At 70.8% G+C, this 21068-nt stretch carries 14 protein-coding genes; 4 read left to right on the top strand and 10 right to left on the bottom strand.

Annotated elements, in window-relative coordinates:
- Positions 1 to 89: 89 nt before the first annotated feature.
- The 3 genes from OG625_RS24170 to OG625_RS24160 form a co-directional block, all read right to left on the bottom strand.
- Positions 90 to 5057, bottom strand: a complete 4968-nt coding sequence (locus OG625_RS24170) for an NAD-glutamate dehydrogenase (RefSeq protein ID WP_329384891.1) — start codon at positions 5055 to 5057, stop codon at positions 90 to 92.
- Between the two features lie 365 nt (positions 5058 to 5422).
- Positions 5423 to 6082: an HAD family hydrolase gene (locus OG625_RS24165; RefSeq protein WP_329384888.1), complete on the bottom strand. Its 660-nt coding sequence runs from the start codon at positions 6080 to 6082 to the stop codon at positions 5423 to 5425.
- Positions 6079 to 6579 carry a DUF6912 family protein gene (locus tag OG625_RS24160; RefSeq protein ID WP_329384885.1) on the bottom strand — a complete coding sequence of 167 codons (501 nt, stop codon included), beginning with the start codon at positions 6577 to 6579 and terminating at the stop codon, positions 6079 to 6081. Before OG625_RS24160 ends, OG625_RS24165 begins: the two co-directional genes overlap by 4 nt.
- A gap of 318 nt (positions 6580 to 6897) precedes the next feature.
- On the opposite strand from OG625_RS24160, the gene OG625_RS24155 reads away from it, so the two are divergent.
- Entirely contained in the window at positions 6898 to 7380 is a 483-nt protein-coding gene (locus OG625_RS24155) for an Rv3235 family protein (protein ID WP_443067903.1), read from the top strand.
- 127 nt (positions 7381 to 7507) lie between these two features.
- Here the strand turns inward: OG625_RS24155 and secA are convergent, their stop codons facing one another.
- Positions 7508 to 10321: a preprotein translocase subunit SecA gene (gene secA, locus OG625_RS24150; RefSeq protein WP_329384879.1), complete on the bottom strand. Its 2814-nt coding sequence runs from the start codon at positions 10319 to 10321 to the stop codon at positions 7508 to 7510.
- Positions 10322 to 10560: 239 nt separating this feature from the next.
- Between secA and OG625_RS24145 the strand changes: the two genes are divergently transcribed.
- Together OG625_RS24145 and OG625_RS24140 are read left to right on the top strand one after the other, a co-directional pair.
- Positions 10561 to 11151, top strand: coding sequence for a GNAT family N-acetyltransferase (locus tag OG625_RS24145; RefSeq protein WP_329384876.1), 591 nt, complete (start codon positions 10561 to 10563; stop codon positions 11149 to 11151).
- A gap of 9 nt (positions 11152 to 11160) precedes the next feature.
- Positions 11161 to 12327: a winged helix-turn-helix domain-containing protein gene (locus tag OG625_RS24140; protein ID WP_329384873.1), complete on the top strand. Its 1167-nt coding sequence runs from the start codon at positions 11161 to 11163 to the stop codon at positions 12325 to 12327.
- A 7-nt stretch (positions 12328 to 12334) separates the two neighbouring features.
- Here OG625_RS24140 and OG625_RS24135 read toward each other — a convergent pair whose 3' ends face one another.
- From OG625_RS24135 to mtrA, 6 genes are all read right to left on the bottom strand, one after another.
- Positions 12335 to 13096: a response regulator transcription factor gene (locus tag OG625_RS24135; protein WP_329384871.1), complete on the bottom strand. Its 762-nt coding sequence runs from the start codon at positions 13094 to 13096 to the stop codon at positions 12335 to 12337.
- A gap of 190 nt (positions 13097 to 13286) precedes the next feature.
- Positions 13287 to 13982 (bottom strand): ribosome hibernation-promoting factor, HPF/YfiA family, encoded by a 696-nt coding sequence (gene hpf / locus OG625_RS24130; protein WP_443067902.1) that lies wholly within the window; start codon positions 13980 to 13982, stop codon positions 13287 to 13289.
- 313 nt (positions 13983 to 14295) lie between these two features.
- A complete protein-coding gene (locus OG625_RS24125; RefSeq protein WP_329384867.1) occupies positions 14296 to 15012 on the bottom strand; it encodes a ComF family protein in 717 nt (238 codons plus the stop codon).
- A 107-nt stretch (positions 15013 to 15119) separates the two neighbouring features.
- Positions 15120 to 16955, bottom strand: a complete 1836-nt coding sequence (locus tag OG625_RS24120) for an LpqB family beta-propeller domain-containing protein (RefSeq protein WP_329384864.1) — start codon at positions 16953 to 16955, stop codon at positions 15120 to 15122.
- Positions 16945 to 18900 carry an MtrAB system histidine kinase MtrB gene (mtrB, locus tag OG625_RS24115; RefSeq protein WP_329384861.1) on the bottom strand — a complete coding sequence of 652 codons (1956 nt, stop codon included), beginning with the start codon at positions 18898 to 18900 and terminating at the stop codon, positions 16945 to 16947. The genes OG625_RS24120 and mtrB overlap by 11 nt, the downstream gene beginning before the upstream one ends.
- A gap of 1 nt (position 18901) precedes the next feature.
- Entirely contained in the window at positions 18902 to 19591 is a 690-nt protein-coding gene (gene mtrA, locus OG625_RS24110; RefSeq protein ID WP_189747360.1) for a two-component system response regulator MtrA, read from the bottom strand.
- Positions 19592 to 19826: 235 nt separating this feature from the next.
- Here mtrA and OG625_RS24105 point away from each other — a divergent pair, with 235 nt between their 5' ends.
- Positions 19827 to 21062 (top strand): hypothetical protein, encoded by a 1236-nt coding sequence (locus OG625_RS24105; protein ID WP_329384857.1) that lies wholly within the window; start codon positions 19827 to 19829, stop codon positions 21060 to 21062.
- Positions 21063 to 21068: the final 6 nt, after the last annotated feature.

The raw sequence follows: 21068 nt of genomic DNA, 5'->3' as shown, positions 1-21068 counted from the left end.
GCCCCCGGCAACGGCGCCGCACCCGGAACGCGAACGGGCCGTGCCCAGGACCGGCAAGGTCCCGGGCACGGCCCGTTCGGCAGAGCCGACTAGCTGTGCGCCCTCAGCAGCGACCGCATCGTCCGCATCGCCACCGAAAGATTGGCCAGGTCGAAGTCGTCCGAGCCCCGGATCTCCTCCAGGGTCGTCCGCGACCGGCCGATGATCGCCGCGTTCTTCTCCTCCCACGCCTTGAAGCGCTCCTCCGGAGTCGAGTCCCCGTTGCCCGCCGCCAGGACATCCGCGGTCAGGGCAGCGTGCGCCGCGAACAGGTCCTCGCGGATGGAGGCGCGGGCCATGGACTGCCAGCGGTCGGACCGCGGCAGTTCGATGATCCGGTCCATCAGCTGGGTGATGTCCAGGCGGTCGGCGAGGTCGTAGTACACCTCGGCGACACCCAGCGGGTCCACACCGGTGCGGTCCGAGATCGCGACGATGTCGAGCGTCGGGAACGCCGACGAGAACCCGGCGACCTTGGCCGCCAGCTCCTCCGGGACGCCCTCGCCCGTCAGCTCGTCGAGGATCGACTGGTACCACTCCAGGTCGGCCCCGCGCACCAGCTTCGGCAGCTCCGACCACACCTCGGCCACCCGCGCCTCGAAGAAGGCGATGGTCTCGCTGATCTGCAGCGGCTGCGGCCGGTTGTTCAGCAGCCAGCGGGTACCGCGCTCGACCAGGCGGCGCGAGTGCAGCCGCACCCGGGTCAGGACGTCGGCGGCGACCTCGTTGTCGAGGGCCTCCACCCTGTCCCACACCTCGGCCAGGCCGAAGATCTCGCGGGCCGAGAGCTGCGCCCGGACGATCTCCTCCAGGGAGGCCCCGGTCTCCTCGCGAAGACGGTGCAGGAAGGTCGAGCCGCCGGAGTTGACGGTGTCGTTGACCAGGAGCGTGGTGATGATCTCGCGGCGCAGCGCGTGCGCGTCGATCTGCTCCGGGAACTTCTGGAGCAGGGCGCCCGGGAAGTACGCGTGGAGCAGGCGGAGCAGGTACGGGTCGTCCGGCAGCTCGGTGTGGATGAGCTCGTCCGCCACCGTGATCTTGGTGTAGGCGAACAGGACGGCCAGCTCCGGCTGGGTCAGGCCCTTGCCGCTGTTGAGCAGTTCGCGGATCTGCCGGTCGGTGGGCAGGAACTCGAGCTCGCGGTTGAGCAGCCCCTCGCTCTCCAGGCGGCGCATGAAGCGCTGCTGGGCGTGGAGCAGGCTCGGGGCCTGGGACGAGCCGTTTGCGAGTGCCGTGTTCTGCGCGTAGTTGTTGCGCAGGACGAGCTTGCCGACCTCGTCGGTCATTTCGGCGAGCAGCTTGTTGCGCTGCTTGACGGTCATGTCCCCGTCGGCGACGACCGCGTTGAGCAGGATCTTGATGTTCACCTCGTGGTCGGAGGTGTCCACGCCCGCGCTGTTGTCGATGGCGTCGGTGTTGACCTTGCCGCCGTGGTGGGCGAACTCGATCCGGCCGAGCTGGGTCAGGCCCAGGTTGCCGCCCTCACCGATGACCTTGGCCCGGATCTCGGAGCCGTTGACGCGGATGGCGTCGTTGGCCTTGTCGCCGACGTCCGCGTGCGTCTCGGCCGTGGCCTTGACGTACGTGCCGATGCCGCCGTTCCACACCAGGTCCACCGGGGACTGCAGGATCGCCTTCATCAGGTCGGCCGGGGTCATCTTGGTGACGCCGGCCTCGATGCCGAGGGCCGCGCGGACCTGCGCGGTGATCGGGACGGCCTTCGCGCTGCGCGGGTGGATGCCGCCGCCCGCGGAGATCAGCGAGGTGTCGTAGTCGGCCCACGAGGAGCGCGGCAGGTCGAACAGGCGGCGGCGCTCGGCGTAGGAAGTGGCCGCGTCCGGGTTCGGGTCGATGAAGATGTGCCGGTGGTCGAAGGCGGCGACCAGGCGGATGTGCTCGGAGAGCAGCATGCCGTTGCCGAACACGTCACCGGACATGTCGCCGACTCCGACGACCGTGAAGTCCTGGGTCTGGGTGTCGTGACCGAACTCGCGGAAGTGCCGCTTGACGGACTCCCACGCGCCGCGGGCGGTGATGCCCATGCCCTTGTGGTCGTAGCCGGCGGAGCCGCCCGACGCGAAGGCGTCGCCCAGCCAGAAGCCGTAGGACTCGGCGACCCCGTTGGCGATGTCGGAGAAGGTCGCGGTGCCCTTGTCGGCGGCGACGACGAGGTAGGTGTCGTCCTCGTCGTGGCGGACGACGCCCTTCGGCGGCACGACCTCGCCGGTGACCATGTTGTCGGTGATGTCGAGCAGCGCCGAGATGAAGATCTTGTACGAGGCAATGCCCTCGGCGAGCCACGCGTCGCGGTCGACCGACGGGTCCGGGAGGTTCTTCGCGACGAAGCCGCCCTTGGCGCCGACCGGCACGATGACGGTGTTCTTGACCATCTGCGCCTTGACCAGGCCGAGGATCTCCGTCCGGAAGTCCTCACGGCGGTCGGACCAGCGCAGACCGCCTCGGGCGACCTTGCCGAAGCGCAGGTGGACGCCCTCGACGCGCGGGGAGTACACCCAGATCTCGAAGGCCGGCCGCGGGGCCGGCAGATCCGGGATGGCCTGCGGGTCGAACTTCATCGACACGTACGAGTGCTGCTCGCCCGCGGCGTTGAGCTGGAAGAAGTTCGTCCGCAGGGTGGCCTTGATGAGGGTGAGGAAGGCCCGCAGAATGCGGTCCTCGTCCAGCGAGGCGACCTGGTCCAGGGCCCCGTCCAGCTCCTCCAGCATGGCGTCGACCAGCTCGCTGCCGGCGGCCTGGCGGCCGGGCGACATCCGGGCCTCGAAGAGGGAGACCAGCAGCCGGGTGGTGTGGACGTTGTTGCGGAGGGTGTCCTCCATGTAGTCCTGGCTGAAGGGGGAGGCGGCCTGGCGCATGTACTTGGCGTACGCGCGCAGGACGACGGCCTGCCGCCAGGTGAGCCCGGCGCCCAGCACCAGAGTGTTGAAGTTGTCGTTCTCCGCGTCGCCGGTCCACACGGCCGCGAAGGCCTCCTGGAACCGCTCGCGGGCGTCGTCGCCGAGGTAGTTGGACGTCGCCGCGTTGTCGCCGTTGCCCGTCGGGAGCGGCATCCGCAGACCGAAGTCGTAGATCCACGCGCTGACCCGGTCGGAGCGGCGGAGCTCGTACGGACGCTCGTCGGTGACCTCGACGCCCAGGCGCTGGAGCACGGGCAGGACCGCGGACAGCGAGACCTGCTCACCGGTCCGGTAGATCTTGAACCGGCGCTCGCCGGGGCCCGCGCCGACGGGCTCGTACAGGGAGAGCGCGAACGGACGCTCGCTGGCGGAGAGCTTCTCCAGGTGAACCAGGTCGGCGACGGCCGCGCGCGGCGAGTGGTCGGCCTTGTAGCCCTCGGGGAAGGAGGTGCCGTAGCGGCGCAGCAGCTCGGCGGCGCGCTCCTCGCCGAGCTCGGCGACCAGGGCCTCGGAGAAGCCGTCGGCCCAGGAGCGGGCGGCGTCGACGAGGCGGCCCTCGAGGTGCTCGACGTCGGCGTCGGTCAGGACGGGCAGTACCTTGCCCTGCGGGACGCGGACGACGAAGTGGATGCGGGAGAGGATCGACTCGGTGTTCCAGGCGGTGAAGTCGACGCTGATGCCGTCGAGCTCCTCCCTCAGGATGTCCATCAGGCGCAGCCGGACGCCGGTGGTGAACCGGTCGCGCGGCAGGTAGACGAGCGCCGAGTAGTAGCGCCCATACTCGTCCTGGCGCAGGTACAGCCGCAGCCGGCGGCGCTCCTGCAGGTACAGGACGGAGGTTGCGATGGCCTGGAGCTGGTCGACCGGGGTCTGGAACAGCTCGTCGCGCGGGTACGTCTCCAGGATCTGCAGCAGGTCGCGGCCGTCGTGGCTGCTCGGCGTGAAGCCGGCGCCTTCGAGGACCTCGGCCACCTTGCGGCGGATGACCGGGACGCGGCGCACGGACTCGGTGTACGCGGCGGAGGAGAAGAGGCCGAGGAAGCGGCGCTCGCCGACGACGTTGCCCTCGGCGTCGAACTTCTTCACGCCCACGTAGTCGAGGTACGAGGGACGGTGCACGGTGGAGCGGCTGTTGGCCTTGGTCAGCACCAGCAGGCGGTGCTCGCGGGCCTTGGCGCGGGCGTCCGCGGGCAGCCGGTTGAAGGACGGCGAGACCGGGTGGCCGTCGTCCTTGCCGCTGTGGTGCGGGTCGGAGCGCAGGATGCCGAGGCCGGTGCCGGGCACGGCGGACAGGGCGTCGCCGTCGACGAGGTTGTACTCGCGGTAGCCGAGGAAGGTGAAGTGGTCGTCGGCGAGCCAGCGCAGCAGCTCGCGGGCCTCTTCCAGCTCGTACTCGCGCAGGTCCGGGGCGGTGGGCTCCTCGGGCAGGCCGTTGGCGATGCGCAGCGCGGCGTCGCGCATCTTCTCCCAGTCCTCGACGGACTCGCGGACGTCGGAGAGGACGCGCAGCAGGTCGACGGTGATCTGCTTGAGGTCGGCGCGGTCGGTCTCGCGGTCGATCTCGACGTGGATCCAGGACTCGACGAGGGAGTCGTGGGGGCGCGCGGTCCCGGGGCCGTGCGCGTCGCAGTCGGGGCCGAGGATCTCGATGAGCTTGCCGGTGACGTCACGGCGGACGACGACCTGCGGGTGGATCACGACGTGGATGCCGCGGCCCTGGCGGGACAGCTCGCTGGTGACGGAGTCCACGAGGAAGGGCATGTCGTCGGTGACCACCTCGACGACCGAGTGACTGGAGGTCCAGCCGTTCTCCTCGACCGTGGGGGTGTGCACGCGTACGTTCGCGGTGCCCTGCGGACGGTTCTCGGCGATGCGGTAGTGCGAGAGCGCCGCCCCGAAAACGTCGACCGGGTCCCGGTCGGTGAGGTCCTCTGGGGCCGTGTGCAGGTAGTAGCGCTGGAGGTAGGAGAGCACGGTGTCCCGGTCGGGACGCCCTCCCTGCTCGGACCCAGTCGGAAGTAGCCCCCCGGCCGGGCTGTTCTCAGCTACCCGGGCCGCCCGTGCGAGCAGCTCGGCCTTTGCTTCGTCCAGCTTGGTCTGCATGTCCTCTGGCTCCTGTCGCGCGCCATTGCGTGACGTAGGTGAAGGAAGGAATGACGGAGTGCCGCCCTGGGGCGGGATGTCCGTCAGTGATCGATATCGACGTTATGCCGTCGGGAGAGGCCACCGGGAGGGAATCGGCCACGTTCGGCTGGAGCTCCCGGGAGCGGGAATCAGCGAAGGCCCGGGCACGGTCGTGCGCCGGGCGCATGCCGGAGGCTCCAGTGCCGCCGATGACTATCGCGCTGATCACGGGTACTAGGCTATCTCGCCCTACCCCCCGGCCGTCATTCACTGCATCTGTACAAATGTTGGGGTGGAACTTTGACACTCTGGCCAGCGACGCGACGCGCGGACCGTGCCAGACGCTATTCGGCCAGTTCGCGAGCTGTGCGTACGGCCTCTGCCAGGGAGTCCACGACGGGCACACCGGCCGATTCCAGACTGGCGCGACTGTGGGAGCCACCCGTGTACAGGACGGCCCGGGCGCCCACGTGGGCGGCGGCGAGCGCGTCGTCCACGGCGTCTCCGATGAGGACCGTACGACCGGCTGTCACACCCGTCCCGTCCAGGGCGGCCATGTGGCGTACGAGGTGCCCCGCCTTGGAGCTGTGGGAGGGGCCGGTCCGCCCGTCGACGCGCAGGAAGTGCACGTCGATGCCGTGCGACCGGACGAGCGGCACGAGCTTCTCATGGGGCGCGAGGGACAGCAGTGACTGGGTCAGTCCGTCCCGCTGCCATCCCTGGAGCAGCTCGCGGGCGCCCTCGGCGAGCCCGGAATCCTCGGCGGCGGCCCAGTAGTGCCGGTGGAAGGCCTCGTCCATGACGACCCATTCCTCATCGGTGGGCAGCCGCCCCATGAGCCGCTCGTAGAACTTGGGCACGGGTACGACGTACAGGTCGCGGTACGTCTCCAGGGTGATCGGCGCGAAACCGAGCTCGGCGAAGGAGGCGTTGGTCGCCACGATCACGGCATCGATGTCGTGCAGCAGCGTGCCGTTCCAGTCCCAGACGATGTGGGTCGTCATCGCAACAGCCCCGGAATCTCCTGCACCCCGAACCACAGCAGCTCGTGGTCCTCGGCCCCGTCCACGGTGAACTGCGCGTCGTCGTCCCCGCCGTCGGCGGCCTCCAGGGCGTCGGCGGCCGCGGAGACGTCCTCCTTGGCGTCATCGGCGTCCACGTGCACGGCGGCGGCCACGGTGAGCCGTACGGCCGCCGCCAGGCTCACCTGCGCGAGGGTCGCCTCATCCACTCCGGGGGTGGCGCTGACGGCCTTGTCGTCCACGTCGAGCGCGACGACGACCCGCTTGCGCGGCGCGCCCTCCTCGCCGGCCAGCATCCGCAGGGAGGCGGCGGCGGCCCGGCTGAGGGCGGCGTACTCCAGCTCCTCGATGTCGTCCGACACGTACCACTCGCGCAGCCCGGGCGTGACGGCGTACGCACGCAGTGGGGCGGGCCCCAGCTCACCCGCCTTGTGCGCCTCGGCGAGCCCGGGGAGGGTCAGGGGGACGTACACGCGCATGGCCGGCTGCTTTCGGTAGTCGGAAACGCCCCCAGGATACGACTGCCGACCTGCGGCCGAGTGGGGGACGGCCGTAGTCCCCCTTCGGGGTGTCGGGCCACGGCCGGCTCCCGTCCACCCTCGTACCCGGCACCGGTCGGCCGCAGCGCGGCCACGGACCGTCACGCACTCGGATAGGTGAACCGGGCAGGGAAGCCGCTCCGGCCTCCCCGGCGGTTGCGGAGCGTATCCGACGGCCGTAGAAGATCCCCATCAAGTTACCGCCCGGTACCGATCCGGGCCCGGCCTGTTCGGGGGCAGATCGCCATGGACACCACGATGCGCGCGACGATCGGCGGCGAGGCCGCCCGCCGCAGGCCCGGCGGCCGGACCCGCACCCGCCCGGCCGGCCGGAACGACCAGCGCCGCCCTCCGCGCACCCTGCGGCTCGGCCCGCACCACTGGTTCGCCGAACGCCTGCTCGCGGTGGTCAGCGGCCGCCGCCCGGTCCACTCGCTCCTCGGCCACACCGTCGGCCCGGCCTACCAGCAGCTGATCACCCTGGCCCCGGCGGACCACCTCCGCGCCCGCCTCAGCCCGGTCATCCGCCAGTGCGGCCGCTTCACCCCGGGCCCGGGCGTCATCGAAGCCTTCGCCCGCATCGCAACGGGCGACCGCGTCACGGCCATGGCCTTCCGCCTGGAACAGGGCCCAGACCTCCGCTGGCGCTGCGCAGCGGTAGAACTCCAAGCCCCCGGAACCACCCCCGCCAGGGGCAATTCCAGCCCCGCCAGGGGTAAATCCAGCCCCGCCGGCGTTTGAGGCGCGGGGTCCGGGGCGGAGCCCCGGCAGCGGCGCCGCAGCCGAACGCACCACGCAACGCAACGAGGCCGGGGCCGGACACCACAACGGTGTCCGGCCCCGGCCGACGAGCTCAACCCCGCAGGGGTTACTTCTTCCGGCGACGCCCGCCAGAGGCCTTGGCGGCCTTCCGCCGCTCCGCCCGCGTCATGCCGCCCCCGTCACCGTCACCGGCACCCGCGTCGGACGCGAAGTCGCCCTCGACCACACCGCCCTCACCGTCCACCGTCGGCGCGGAGAAGTGCAGCCGGTCCGGCCGCTGCGGAGCGTCCAGCCCCTTCGCCCGGATCTCCGGACGCGCCGCCGGCACCGGCTCCTTCGTCAGCGACGGCGCCGCGGCCGCGTCCTGCACCGGAAGCTCCTCGACCTGCTGCTCGACCTGGACCTCCAGGTTGAACAGGTAGCCGACGGACTCCTCCTTGATGCCGTCCTGCATGGCGTTGAACATGTCGAAGCCCTCGCGCTGGTACTCGACCAGCGGGTCCTTCTGGGCCATCGCCCGCAGGCCGATGCCCTCCTGCAGGTAATCCATCTCGTACAGGTGCTCACGCCACTTGCGGTCCAGCACCGACAGCACCACGCGCCGCTCCAGCTCGCGCATGATGTCGGAGCCGAGCGCCTTCTCGCGCGACGCGTACTGCTCGTGGATGTCGTCCTTGACGGACTCCGCGATGAACTCGGCGGTGATGCCCGCCCGGTCGCCCGCGGCGTCCTCCAGCTCCTCGATGGTGACCTTCACCGGGTAGAGCTGCTTGAAGGCGCCCCACAGGCGCTCCAGGTCCCACTCCTCGGCGAAGCCCTCGACCGTCTCGGCCGTGATGTACGCGTCGATCGTGTCGTCCATCATGAAGCGGACCTGCTCCTGGAGGTCCTCGCCCTCCAGGACGCGGCGGCGCTCGCCGTAGATGACCTCGCGCTGGCTGTTGAGGACCTCGTCGTACTTCAGGACGTTCTTGCGCGTCTCGAAGTTCTGGGTCTCCACCTGCGACTGGGCCGACGCGATCGCGCGCGTCACCATCTTGTTCTCGATCGGCACGTCGTCCGGCACGTTGGCCATGGCCATGACGCGCTCGACCATCTGCGCCTTGAACAGCCGCATCAGGTCGTCGCCGAGCGACAGGTAGAAGCGGGACTCGCCCGGGTCGCCCTGTCGGCCGGAGCGGCCGCGCAGCTGGTTGTCGATACGGCGCGACTCGTGGCGCTCGGTGCCCAGCACGTACAGCCCGCCGAGGTCCTTGACCTCCTCGAACTCGGCCTTCACGGCAGCCTCGGCCCGGGTGAGCGCCGCGGGAAGGGCGTGCGCCCACTCCTCGATGTGCTCCTCCGGGTCCAGGCCCTGCTGGCGCAGCTCGGCCTCGGCGAGGTCGTCCGGGTTGCCGCCGAGCTTGATGTCGGTACCGCGGCCGGCCATGTTCGTGGCGACGGTGACGGCGCCGCGGCGGCCGGCCTGGGCGACGATCGTCGCCTCACGGTCGTGCTGCTTGGCGTTGAGCACCTCGTGCGGGATGCCGCGCTTGGAGAGCTGCTGCGAGAGGTACTCGGACTTCTCGACCGAGGTCGTACCGACGAGGATCGGCTGGCCCTGCTCGTGCTTCTCCGCGATGTCGTCGACGACGGCGGCGAACTTCGCGACCTCGGTGCGGTAGATCAGGTCCGGCTGGTCCTTGCGGACCATCGCGCGGTTGGTCGGGATCGGGACGACACCGAGCTTGTAGATCTGGTGGAACTCGGCGGCCTCGGTCATGGCCGTACCGGTCATGCCCGACAGCTTCGAGTAGAGGCGGAAGAAGTTCTGCAGGGTGATCGTGGCGAGGGTCTGGTTCTCGTCCTTGATGTCCACCCCTTCCTTCGCCTCGATGGCCTGGTGCATGCCCTCGTTGTAACGGCGGCCGGCGAGGATACGGCCGGTGTGCTCGTCGACGATCATGACTTCGCCGTCGATGACGACGTAGTCCTTGTCCTTCTTGAACAGTTCCTTCGCCTTGATGGCGTTGTTCAGGTAACCGACGAGCGGGGTGTTCACCGACTCGTAGAGGTTCTCGATGCCGAGCCAGTCCTCGACCTTGGCGACGCCCGCCTCGTGGATGCCGACCGTGCGCTTCTTCTCGTCGACCTCGTAGTCGCCGGTCTCCTCGATGCCCTTGAGCGGCTGGCCGGCCTCGCCCTTGGTCAGGCGGGTGACGAGCTTCGCGAAGTCCGCGTACCACTTCGTGGCCTGGTCGGCCGGGCCGGAGATGATCAGCGGGGTGCGGGCCTCGTCGACGAGGATCGAGTCGACCTCGTCGACCACGGCGAAGTTGTGGCCGCGCTGCACCAGCTCGTCCTTCGACCACGCCATGTTGTCGCGCAGGTAGTCGAAGCCGAACTCGTTGTTCGTGCCGTAGGTGATGTCGCAGTTGTACTGCTCGCGGCGCTGCGCCGGCGACATGTTCGCCAGGATGCAGCCGACCTCCAGGCCCAGGAACTTGTGGACCCGGCCCATCATCTCGGAGTCGCGCTCGGCGAGGTAGTCGTTCACCGTGATCAGGTGGACGCCCTTGCCGGACAGTGCGTTCAGGTACGCGGGCAGGGTGCCGACGAGGGTCTTGCCCTCACCGGTCTTCATCTCGGCCACGTAGCCGAGGTGCAGCGCCGCGCCGCCCATCATCTGGACGTCGTAGTGCCGCTGGCCGAGTACGCGCTTCGCGGCCTCACGCACGGTGGCGAAGGCCTCGGGCAGCAGGTCGTCCAGGCTCTCGCCGTCCTGGAAACGCTGCTTGTACTCGTCCGTGAGCGCCCGCAACTCGGCGTCGGAGAGGTTGACGAAGTCCTCTTCGATGGAGTTGACCTGGTCCGCGATGCGGTGCAGTTTGCGCAGGATCTTGCCTTCGCCTGCACGCATGAGCTTGTTGAAGACGGACACCGAGGTTTGTCTCCTTGCCGGTCGGGCCTGGGCACTGTACGTACACGGGCACGGCAGGTGGTCCCCACCGCAACGGCCATCGTAAGCGAGGACGTGGTCGCGTCGGGAGGTCCGCCGTAGCCGCGAGGGCGCGGGTGCCCGTATTGAGAACGTACGGGTGACGCGGAAGGTGCCGCTTCCCCTGTGAGATTCCCGAAAAGTGTTCGCCCGGGCACCGGTCACGGCAGCAGAATCCGCTCATGGAGCCCATCACACTGACCACCGACCGGCTCGTACTGAGGCCGTTCTCCCCCTCCGACGAGGACGAGGTGTTCGCCGCCTGCCAGGACCCGGACATCCAGCGCTGGACGATGGTCCCCTCCCCGTACGAGCGCGCGCACGCCCGCGGCTTCGTCGGCGAGCTGGTGCCGGGCGGCTGGCGCGACGACACCGCCTACTCCTTCGCCGTCCGCCTCGGCCCCGACGGCCCGCTGGTCGCAGCCGTCGGTGTCCACGTGCACGAGGTCTTCGGGACCAGTGCGTACGAGATCGGCTACTGGGCGACCAAGGAGCACCGCGGGCACGGCTACATGACCGAGGCCGTCACCGCGGTCGCCCGCTGGACCTTCACCGGCCTGGGCGCCGTACGCCTGGAGTGGCGCGCCGAGGTCGGCAACACCGGCTCGCGCGCCGTCGCCGAGAAGGCGGGCTTCCGCATCGAGGGCCTCCTGCGGGCCTCCCTGCTCCGCGTCGACTCCGTGCGCGACGCCTGGGTGGGCGCCCTCCTCCCGGCCGACCTCGGCCTGCCCTCGCGGCTGCCGCACGAGCCCGCTGTCAGTGGCCGCGTCTAGGCTGCGGAGATGACCTCGACCTCGCTCTCGCTGTCCGCCGACGAGGCCCGCCGGATCGCCCTGCGCGCGCAGGGCTTCCTCGGGGCGCCCGACCGCCGAGGTGGGGTGCGCGGAGTCCTGCGCCACCTGGGCGCCGTCCAGCTGGACACCATCTCGGTCCTGGCCCGCTCGCACGAGCTGATCCCGTACGCGCGCCTCGGCGCGGTGGGCCGGGACACCGTGGAGAAGGCCTACTGGTCGGACCGTCACGCCTTCGAGTACTGGTCGCACGCCGCCTGCATCCTGCCCATCGAGGAATGGCCGCATTTCGCCTTCCGGCGCCGCGCCAACCGGGCCCGCGGCCACCGCTGGCACGTCCTCCAGGACCAGGAGCGCTCGACGAAGGCGGTCCTGGACCGTCTGAAGGCCGACGGCCCGCTGACCTCGACCGAGCTGGGCGGCGCCAAGAACGGCGGCGAGTGGTTCGAGTGGTCCGAGACCAAGATCGCGGTGGAGTGGCTGCTCGACACCGGCGAGGTCGTCTGCGGTGAGCGCCGCGGCTGGAAGCGGGTGTACGACCTGCCCGAGCGCGCGGTCCCCGACGCCCTGCTCCACGACGACCTGGACGACCGCGAGTGCCTGCGCCGCCTCGTCGCGCTGGCCGGGCAGTCCCTGGGCGTCGGCACCCGCGCCGACATCGCGGACTACCACCGCCTCAAGGGCGGGGAGTTCGACGCGGTGGTCGCGGACTCCGGACTGGTCCCGGTCGAGGTGGAGGGCTGGTCCAAGCCGGCCTGGGCGGACCCTTCCGCCCTGGCCACGATCCCCCGGGGCCGCCACCGCACGACGCTGCTCTCGCCCTTCGACTCCCTGGTCTGGGACCGGCCGCGCACGGAGCGGATCTTCGGTTTCACCCACCGCCTGGAGGCGTACGTCCCCAAGCCGAAGCGGATACACGGGTACTTCGCGATGCCGCTGCTGGCGGGCGGGCGGCTCCAGGGCCGCGTCGACCCGGCCCGCGAGGGCCGCACCCTGGTCGCCCGGCAGCTCTCCCTGACCTCCCCGAAGGCCGCCGCCCCGATGGCGGCCGCCCTGCGGGAAGCCGCGGAATGGGTGGGCTGCGACGCGGTCCGCGTGGAGCGCGCCGGCTCCCCCGCCGAGGCGGCGGCCGTCACGGCGGAGCTGGCCGCGCTCTAGGGACGGGTCAGCGGATTTCCAGGATCTTCTCCCGCATCGCGTAGACCACGGCCTCCATCCTGGAGTGCAGCTGCAGCTTCTCCAGGATGTTGCGGACGTGGTTCTTCACCGTGTTCTCGGAGATGAACAACTCCTTGGCGATGTCCCGGTTGTTCATGCCGGTGGCCACCAGCTTCAGGACCTCCAGCTCCCGGTCCGTCAGCCTGGGCGCCGGCAGCAGCCGCCGCTCGTCGGTCCGCTGGATCATCGACTTGAACTCGGTGAGCAGCTTCGACGCCATCGAGGGGCTGATCTGCGACTGTCCGTCGGCGACCGCCCGGATCGCGGTGGCGACCTCGTCCGTCGAGATCTCCTTCAGGAGGTATCCCGTCGCACCCGCCTTGATCGCGTCGTAGAGGTCCGCCTCCTCGTCGCTGATCGTCAGCATGATGATCTTCGCGGAGGGCGCCACCTCCTTGATCGAGGTGCACGCCTCGATCCCGCCGCGCCTGGGCATCCGTACGTCCATCAGCACGATGTCCGGCAGCAGGTCGGCCGCCTTGTCCACGGCCTCCGCCCCGTCCCCGGCCTCGCCGACGACCTGGATGTCCTCCTCCTGCGCGAGGACGATCTCCAGTCCGCGCCTGAACAGCGCGTGGTCGTCGACCACGAGCACCCGAATGGGCTCCTTGCCCCGCGAGCCGGCCGCGTCCCCCGCCGCCGTCGGCCCGTCCGCGCCTCGACAGCCCGCGCCGTCGTCACCGCGTACCGGCCCGAAGCTGTCCGCCATCGTTCCTCCCCCTGCATGTGCTGAACCGCCGGACCAACCGGACGGACACCGCCGCCGATTGACTGCCCGCCATGATTCCATGCCCGCACGACGACGCGGGGGCGTCCGACGGCCACGCATGGCGCATACCCGTCACACAGGTGCCCCTGCGGACGCCTGAGCGATCCGCAGGGGCGACGAATGGTTCGCTTCAGCCGCCGAGCGCGCCGCCGGCGCCGCCTCGCGGTTCCTCCGAGCTGGAGGCCCCGTCGGGATTCACGTGAATGACGCCGTAGTCGTAGGCGTGACGGCGGTACACGACGCTGGGCAACTTGGTCTCGGAGTCGACGAACAGATAAAAGTCGTGTCCGACCAGTTCCATCTCGTAAAGAGCCTGGTCGAGCGACATCGGTGCGGCCGAGTGGGTCTTCTCGCGGACGACGAGGGGGCCTTCGCCCTGCACTTCGATGGATCCGATCCGGGTGATCGGCACCTTGTCCGTCTTCTCCTCGCCGACCGGCTGGCCATTGCCGTTGAGCGTTGCGGCACCGGGTACGACGTCGGCGACCTCCGCCGCCGAGATGCGTCCGCTGCCGCGGCGCGTGTAGCGCTTGTCGTGCTGCTTGCGCAGCCGGGCCTCCAGCTTGTCCTGAGCCAGGTCCAGCGCCGCGTACGGGTCGGTGGCGGAAGCCTCGGCACGGATCACCGGGCCCCGCGAGTGGAGGGTGATCTCCACGCGGTCGGAACGGTCGGCCTGCCGCGGGTTGTGCTCCTTGGACACCTCGACGTCCACGCTGATCACCTTGGCGTCGTACTTGGTGATCCGCTCAGGATTCAGCTTCTCGGCCACGTGCTTGCGGAACCGCTCGGGCACCTCGGTCTTACGGCCCTTGACGACGATGTCCACGCAGAACTCCGTTCCCGGATGGCTCCGCCTCATGGGGCGAAGCGTCTCCCTTTCGCACCAGGCTCCGGTGAAGGCCGGAGCCACGGACTTGGCGACTTTCACCTCCTCCTCCCCCATCGGCAAGATCAACACCCCACCGACTTCGGAGTCGAGCGACAGCGATGAGTGGGGCCAAGGCTCGCCAGTCCTTACAACCGAACATATCCCTCTATGGCGGTTGTCGGCACCCGCTACCGGGACGTTCTTCCGATCCCGTTGCTGATCTCTCTTACTACCTGCAACGATGGGCCTTCCCCGGCAGTTCCAAATCTATTCACAAGAGTTTTGCTCTCTTCGAGTTGCCGACCGCCGCCGCGACCACCGCCGCCCTCGGCCCGGCCCCGGCCGCCCCCAGCCCCGCGGCGCGCACCGCCCGGGCCGCCTCCGCCAGCGTGGCCCCGGTGGTGACGAGGTCGTCCACGAGTACGACCTCCGCGCCCGCCACCGCCCGCGCCCCTCCCCGGCGCACCTCCAGCGCCCCCGCCAGGTTCTCCCGGCGCTGCGCGGCCCCCAGCCCCGCCTGGTCCGCCACCGCCCGCCGCAGCCGCAGTACGGGGGCCACGCGCGCGGGCACACCGGCCCGCCGCAGCCGCCCCGCCGCGGCCAGCGCGATCCTGCGCGCCGGATCGTGCCCGCGCGCCCGGACCTGCCGCCGTGCGGAGGGAACGGGCACCAGCGCCAGCTCCCCCTCCCCCGGCCCCCTGCCGCCCGCCAGGACCGCCGCCGCCAGGGCATGGCCGAGCACCCCGGCCAGCGGCAGTGCCCCGCGCTCCTTGTGGGCCAGCAGCACGGCCCGTACGGGCCCCTCGTAGCCCGCGGCCGCGTGCACCACCGGCAGCCCCTCCGGCACCGGCGAGGGCCGCACGCGCCCCGCACCGGCCCCGCTCAGCGCCTCCCGGCAGCCGGCGCACAGCAGCACCCGGGCGGCGCCGCACCCGGCGCAGTCGACCGGCAGGACCAGCCCGGCGAGCTCCCGCCACCACCCCCGCATGCGTCCACTCTGCCGGGCCCCGCACCGGCCCGCCACCCCTGTGGACGACCCACGAAACCGCAGGTCAACCGGTATCGACACGGACATCGGCCAGGGCCGGACGCGGATCAGCCCGGGTACACCGGGGCCCGGCCGCCCGCCACCGTGCGCCACTGCGCCCCCGGCGGCAGCCACACGATGCCGTCCGCCGAATGCCCGACGACCGGCCTCGGCTTCCCCTCGTCCTCCGAGACGGCCACCGCCACCGCCTCCAGCCCGGTGGCCCCGGGCAGGCTCGCCGCGATCATCGAACCGTCCGCCAGCATGTAACGGGCCTGCACGACCCCGCCGCTCTCCCGGCCCACCACCAGCAGCCGACCCCGCGGCGCCCAGCTCATCGCCGTCACGTCCGCCATCTGCGGAGCCGCCGGGCGCAGCTCGCGCACCGACACCGACCCCGTGGCGTTCTTGCCGTCGGGCCGCTCGATCCGCCCCACCGAAAGGGTCTTGTGGCCGTCCCCCTCCAGGAGCAGTGCGATCCGCACCCCGTCCGCGGAGGTCTTCAAGGAGATGATCTTCCGGCCGGCGAGCCCCGCCACCTCCACCTTCTCGGGGGTTCCGACCCCGCCCGGCACCCGCCACAGACCGGGGTGCTGCGGATCCTGGTCGGCGACCCACAGGTCGCCCGCCGCGTCCCAGCTGGGCGCGGCCAGGGTGTCCGTCCTGGCCCCCTTGCTCGTGACCACCGGCTTCTCCGGCATGACACCGACCCCGGCCATCGCCACCACGTACAGGCCGTGCCCGTCCTCCGAGACCACGGCCGCGCGCCTCTCGTCGTACGACACGGCGGCGGACTTGACCCTGAAGGGGGCGGGGGTGCTCAGCGGTCCCGGCACCTGCTCGGGCTTGGCCTGCTGGTCCTCGCTGGCGGCGTCGAGCTTCATGCGGACGAGCCGTGCCTCGTTGTCGACGAAGTACTGGTGCTCGGGGGTCTTGGGCCGGCCGGCGATCGTGGCCGCGTTCGACTCGTTCACCGAGCACAGCGAGGACGACTTCTCGTCGGAACGCAGCAGTTCGACCTGGTCGAGCCGGGAGCCCGTCAGATCCTTGACGGTGTACAGGAGTTGGGTGGCCATCTTCTTGCACTGCGGCTGCGTGACGTTCTCGGCCTTCTCGTTGAGCGGCACGCGCAGCGTGTTCTGGCCGTCGTACGAGAGGGACTTGGTGCCCTCGCGCAGCTCGGTCCCGGTGGGGAAGCTGGACTCGACGACCGGCGCGAGCCAGTTGGAGGGCCCGGCCAGCAGCGACTGGACCGTCTGCGTGGTGGGGTCCATCCGCGAGTCGGGGTCGGCGCGCTGCCGCACGTACACGGGATCGGCGACGAGCATGCCGCCCGCGAAGTAGTACTTGTTGACCGGCATGTAGATGCGCTGGAAGTCGGACTCGCTGAGCACGAGGCTCCTGGGCGGCGTCGCGATCCGCCACTGCTTGTTCTCCTGCACCAGCTGGAGGAACCACTCGTACTGCCCGCGGGCGGTCTCCGGCTGGTAGGCGCTGTGCTCGTCCACGGCCGCGAGCTTCTCGCCGGTCACCTTCCAGCGGGGCTCGTCCGGGTCCCGCTCGCCGGCGACGGGCGACCGGCTGAGGCCGGACTTGAGGACGGTGACGGCGGAGCCGGGCCTCCAGCTCTTCGACGCCTCCTCGGTGAGGTACTTGCGGGCGGTCTCCAGCTGCGGGTCGTCGCTGGTCATGGCCTCCAGGAAGCCCTTGACGATCTCGGCCGCGCCGGCCTTGTCGGCGGGCGGTACGCCGAACACCCGGACCTGCGAGTCGACGCCCTGCGAGGCCTCCACGTCACGGATCTCACCGTGGGTGGGCATGGAGGCGCAGCCGGCCACCAACAGGGCGATCACGCCGAGGGCGCACAAGCGTACGATGCGCGCGCTCCTGCGCTCAGCGTCCATCGGTTCGATCCTCCTGTGGTGCCTGTTCGGCGGACGCCCGGTCGATGTCCCGGGCCACGACCCGCGATCCGTTCCCCGGCAGCGCGGTCGGATCGGCCGGTACGGGCACCGCCCCCGCCGCCGGCGACCTGGGCGGTATCGGCGACCGGTCGGAGCCCTCCGCCGGCCGGACGGGCGCCGCGCTGTCCGCCGCGTCCGCGGCGGCCCTGGCCCGGTTGGCCCGGGAGTCCTCGGGCTCCAGCGGGATCGGCGACCCGCGCAGCGGCTCGTCGGCGGTGCGCGGCAGGGTCAGGCGGAACTGCGAGCCGCCGCCCGGCTCGCCCCACGCCTGGAGCCAGCCGCCGTGCAGCCGGGCGTCCTCGACGGCGATGGACAGGCCGAGGCCCGTACCGCCGGTCGTACGGGCACGCGCCGGGTCGGCCCGCCAGAAGCGGTTGAAGACGCGGGTGGCCTCGCCGGGCTTGAGCCCGACCCCGTAGTCCCGTACGGCCACGGCGACGGCCCCGCCCGCGGACGCGAGCCGGACCACCACATCGCGGCCCTCACCGTGCTCCACGGCGTTGACGACGAGATTCCGCAGCACCCGCTCCACCCGCCGGGCGTCGGCCTCGGCGATGACGGGCTGGGTGTCGCCGAGCACCCGGATCCGGCTGCCCTTGTGCTCGGCGAGCGGTTCGGCCGCGTCGATGACGCGGCGCACGACGTCCCGCAGGTCGATGGGCTCGGCCTGCAGATCCGCGGCGCCCGCGTCGAAGCGGCTGATCTCCAGCAGGTCCGAGAGCAGCGACTCGAAGCGGTCGAGCTGCCCGGCGAGCAGCTCCGCCGACCGCGCGGTGACCGGGTCGAAATCGACCCGGGCGTCGTGGATGACGTCGGCGGCCATCCGTACCGTCGTCAGCGGGGTGCGCAGCTCATGCGAGACATCCGAGACGAAGCGGCGCTGCATCCGGGACAGGTCCTCCAGCTGCTGGATCTTGAGCTGGAGGTTCTGGGCCATCTTGTTGAAGGCCTCGCCCAGCCGCGCGATGTCGTCCTCGCCGGTGACCTTCATCCGCTCCTGGAGCTGGCCGGCCGAGAGCCGTTCGGCGATCCCGGCGGCCATCCGGACCGGCGTCACGACCTGCCGTACGACCAGCCACGCGATACCGCTGAGCAGGACGACGACGAACAGTCCGGCGGTGGCGATCGTGCTCTTGACCAGGGTGAGGGACTCCTCCTCCTGGGTCAGCGGGAAGAGGTAGTACAGGTCGTACGGGTCCCCGTTGATGTCGGTGAGGCGCTTGCCGACGACCAGCGCGGGCTCCGGGGCCTTCTGCCCCGTCCCGCTGGTGTAGCGGATCTCGGAGAAGGTCTTGAAGGTGCCGGTGGCGTGGTCGACGGCCCGCCGCAGCGCCAGCGGCACGCTCGCGGTCGGGTCCACGTTGCCGGAGGCGCGGGCACCCTTGACGCCGCCCTGCGCGCCGGGCAGCGCCTGCTCACCGGTCCCCGCGCCGAGCGCGACGACCTCGAAGGCGGTCTGGCCGCCACTGGCGAGCTGCTTGACCAGCGAGTTCATCCAGGTGCTGGCGTCCCGGCCGACCTTGCTGTCGGCGGCGTCGGGCCCGTCCACGGTCGCGGGGGCGTTGGCCTTCTCCTGTGCGACCGCGAACCCTCCCGCGGCCTGGCTCTGCGCCGCCTCCTCCTTCGCGTCGAGGAGGCCCTTGTTCACCTGGGCGATGACGACGAAGCCCAGCGCGAGGACCACGGAGAGGGAGATCAGCAGGGTGGCGGCGACCACCCGGAGCTGGATGTTGCGCCGCCACAGCCGGACAGCCGGAAGCAGCGGCCGGCGTACGAGGCGTACGCACAGCCGCAGCAACGGACCGCCCGGCGCTCCGTCCTGGAGCAGCCTGCCTCCCCGCAGCGCTCCCCACAGGGAGCCGCTTCGGGGCCTGCCGGACTGCACGTCAGCTCGGTCCGGCCTTGTAGCCGACACCGCGCACCGTCACAACGATCTCGGGGCGCTCCGGGTCCTTCTCGACCTTCGAGCGCAGCCGCTGCACGTGCACGTTGACCAGGCGGGTGTCCGCCGCGTGCCGGTAACCCCAGACCTGCTCCAGCAGCACCTCACGGGTGAAGACCTGCCAGGGCTTGCGGGCGAGCGCGACCAGCAGGTCGAACTCCAGCGGGGTCAGGGCGATGGAGGCACCGTCCCGCTTGACCGAGTGCCCGGCCACGTCGATGACCAGGTCACCGATGGCCAGCTGCTCGGGCGCGGGCTCCTCCGACCGGCGCAGGCGGGCCCGGATACGGGCCACCAGCTCCTTCGGCTTGAACGGCTTGACGATGTAGTCGTCGGCCCCGGACTCCAGGCCCACGACCACGTCCACCGTGTCGCTCTTCGCGGTCAGCATGACGATCGGCACCCCGGACTCGGCCCGGATCAGCCTGCACACCTCTATGCCGTCCCTTCCGGGCAGCATGAGATCGAGCAGTACCAGATCCGGCTTCGCCTCCCGGAAGGCAGCAAGTGCCTTGTCACCGTCCGCTACGAACGACGGCTCAAAACCTTCTCCACGCAGCACAATGCCGAGCATCTCGGCCAGCGCGGTGTCGTCGTCGACGACAAGGACGCGTCCCTTCATGGTTGACATCATCCCATTAGCTAATCGTTACCTGGCGGTGAGCTGTCCCACAGCCAAAAGGGCTGGAAATCGCCCCTCGGACCTGCGTGGAGATCAGGTCGACCAGTCTGCCCCGGATCCGGGTGACAATTGAAGGTACGGGCTGCCGCACATCCGGGGGGACGGCTGGTCCGTTCGTGGACCCCACATGGCACGATGGCAGCCGACCAGCGCCCCCGCCACAGCAGGTGCACGTGAAGGAGCGACGATGAACGACTCTCCGGGCTGGGCCACGCCCGGGTCCTCCCCTTCCGAAGGCGAGCGCCCGGCGACCCCCGCCGAGCAGCCGCAGCCCGCCGACGCACCGAAGTGGTCCGCCGAGCAGCCGCCTCCCGGCCAGTGGCAGAGCCCTGCCGCCGGCCAGACCCCGCCACCGCAGCAGCCCCCGCAGGGCGCCGGCTGGGGCGGGTACCCCCCGCAGGCGCCCCCGCAGGGCAGCCCGTACGGCCCTCAGCACGGCTACCCGGGCGGCCCCGGCCAGTGGGGCCGGCCCGCCGCCGCCAAGCCCGGAGTGATCCCCCTGCGCCCCCTGGGACTCGGCGAGATCCTCGACGGCGCGGTCGCCACCATGCGCGCCCACTGGCGCTCGGTACTGCCGATCACCCTGGTCGTGGCCATCGTGGTCCAGGTCCTCAGCATGCTCGTACAGAAGTACCTGCTGGAGGAGCTGATCCTCGCCGCGGACCCGGACAACATCACGCCCGAGCAGCTGATCAACACCTTCGGCAGCGCCCTCTCGGTCAGCGCCGCCACCCAGTTCCTCCAGATCCTCGGCGGGATCGTGGTCACCGCGATGCTCACGATGATCTTCAGCCGGGCGGTGCTCGGCCAGCACTCCTCGGTCTCCGCCGCCTGGAGCGACGCCCGCCCCCAGCTGCTCCGCCTGATCGGCCTCACCCTGCTGATGGGCGCCGGCGCCCTCCTGGGCGGCCTGATCCTGATCCTGCCGGGCCTCATCGCCCAGAACGTCGGCCTGGTCGTGCTGGGCTTCTTCGCCTACGCCCCGCTGCTCCTGTGGCTGTGGATGAAGTTCAGCCTGGCCTCGCCCGCCCTGATGCTGGAGCGGAGCACGGTCTTCAAGGCCTTCGCCCGCTCCTCCAAGCTCGTCAAGGGCTCCTGGTGGCGGATCTTCGGCATCACGCTGCTCACCGGCATCATCACCGCCATCTTCGCGGCGATCATCGTCTTCCCGCTCCAGATGATCGGCTTCTCCGTCTTCGGCGACGGCCTCTCCTCCATGCAGGACCCCACCGCCCAGACCGCCTGGGGACCGCTCATCCTGACCGCCATCGGCCTGATCATCGCCCAGGCCGTGGTCATGCCGATCCAGTCCGGCGTCACCGTCCTCCTCTACGTCGACCAGCGCATCCGCCGCGAAGGACTCGACCTGGAGCTCGCCCGAGCAGCCGGCGTCGAGAACTACGGCACCACCCACGGGGGCTGACCCACA

Origin of the sequence: Streptomyces sp. NBC_01351 (assembly GCF_036237315.1) — a bacterium.
Taxonomy (GTDB): Bacteria; Actinomycetota; Actinomycetes; order Streptomycetales; family Streptomycetaceae; genus Streptomyces.
The sequence above is the reverse complement of the archived record's forward strand: the minus strand, read 5'-3'. Positions and strand labels throughout refer to the sequence as shown.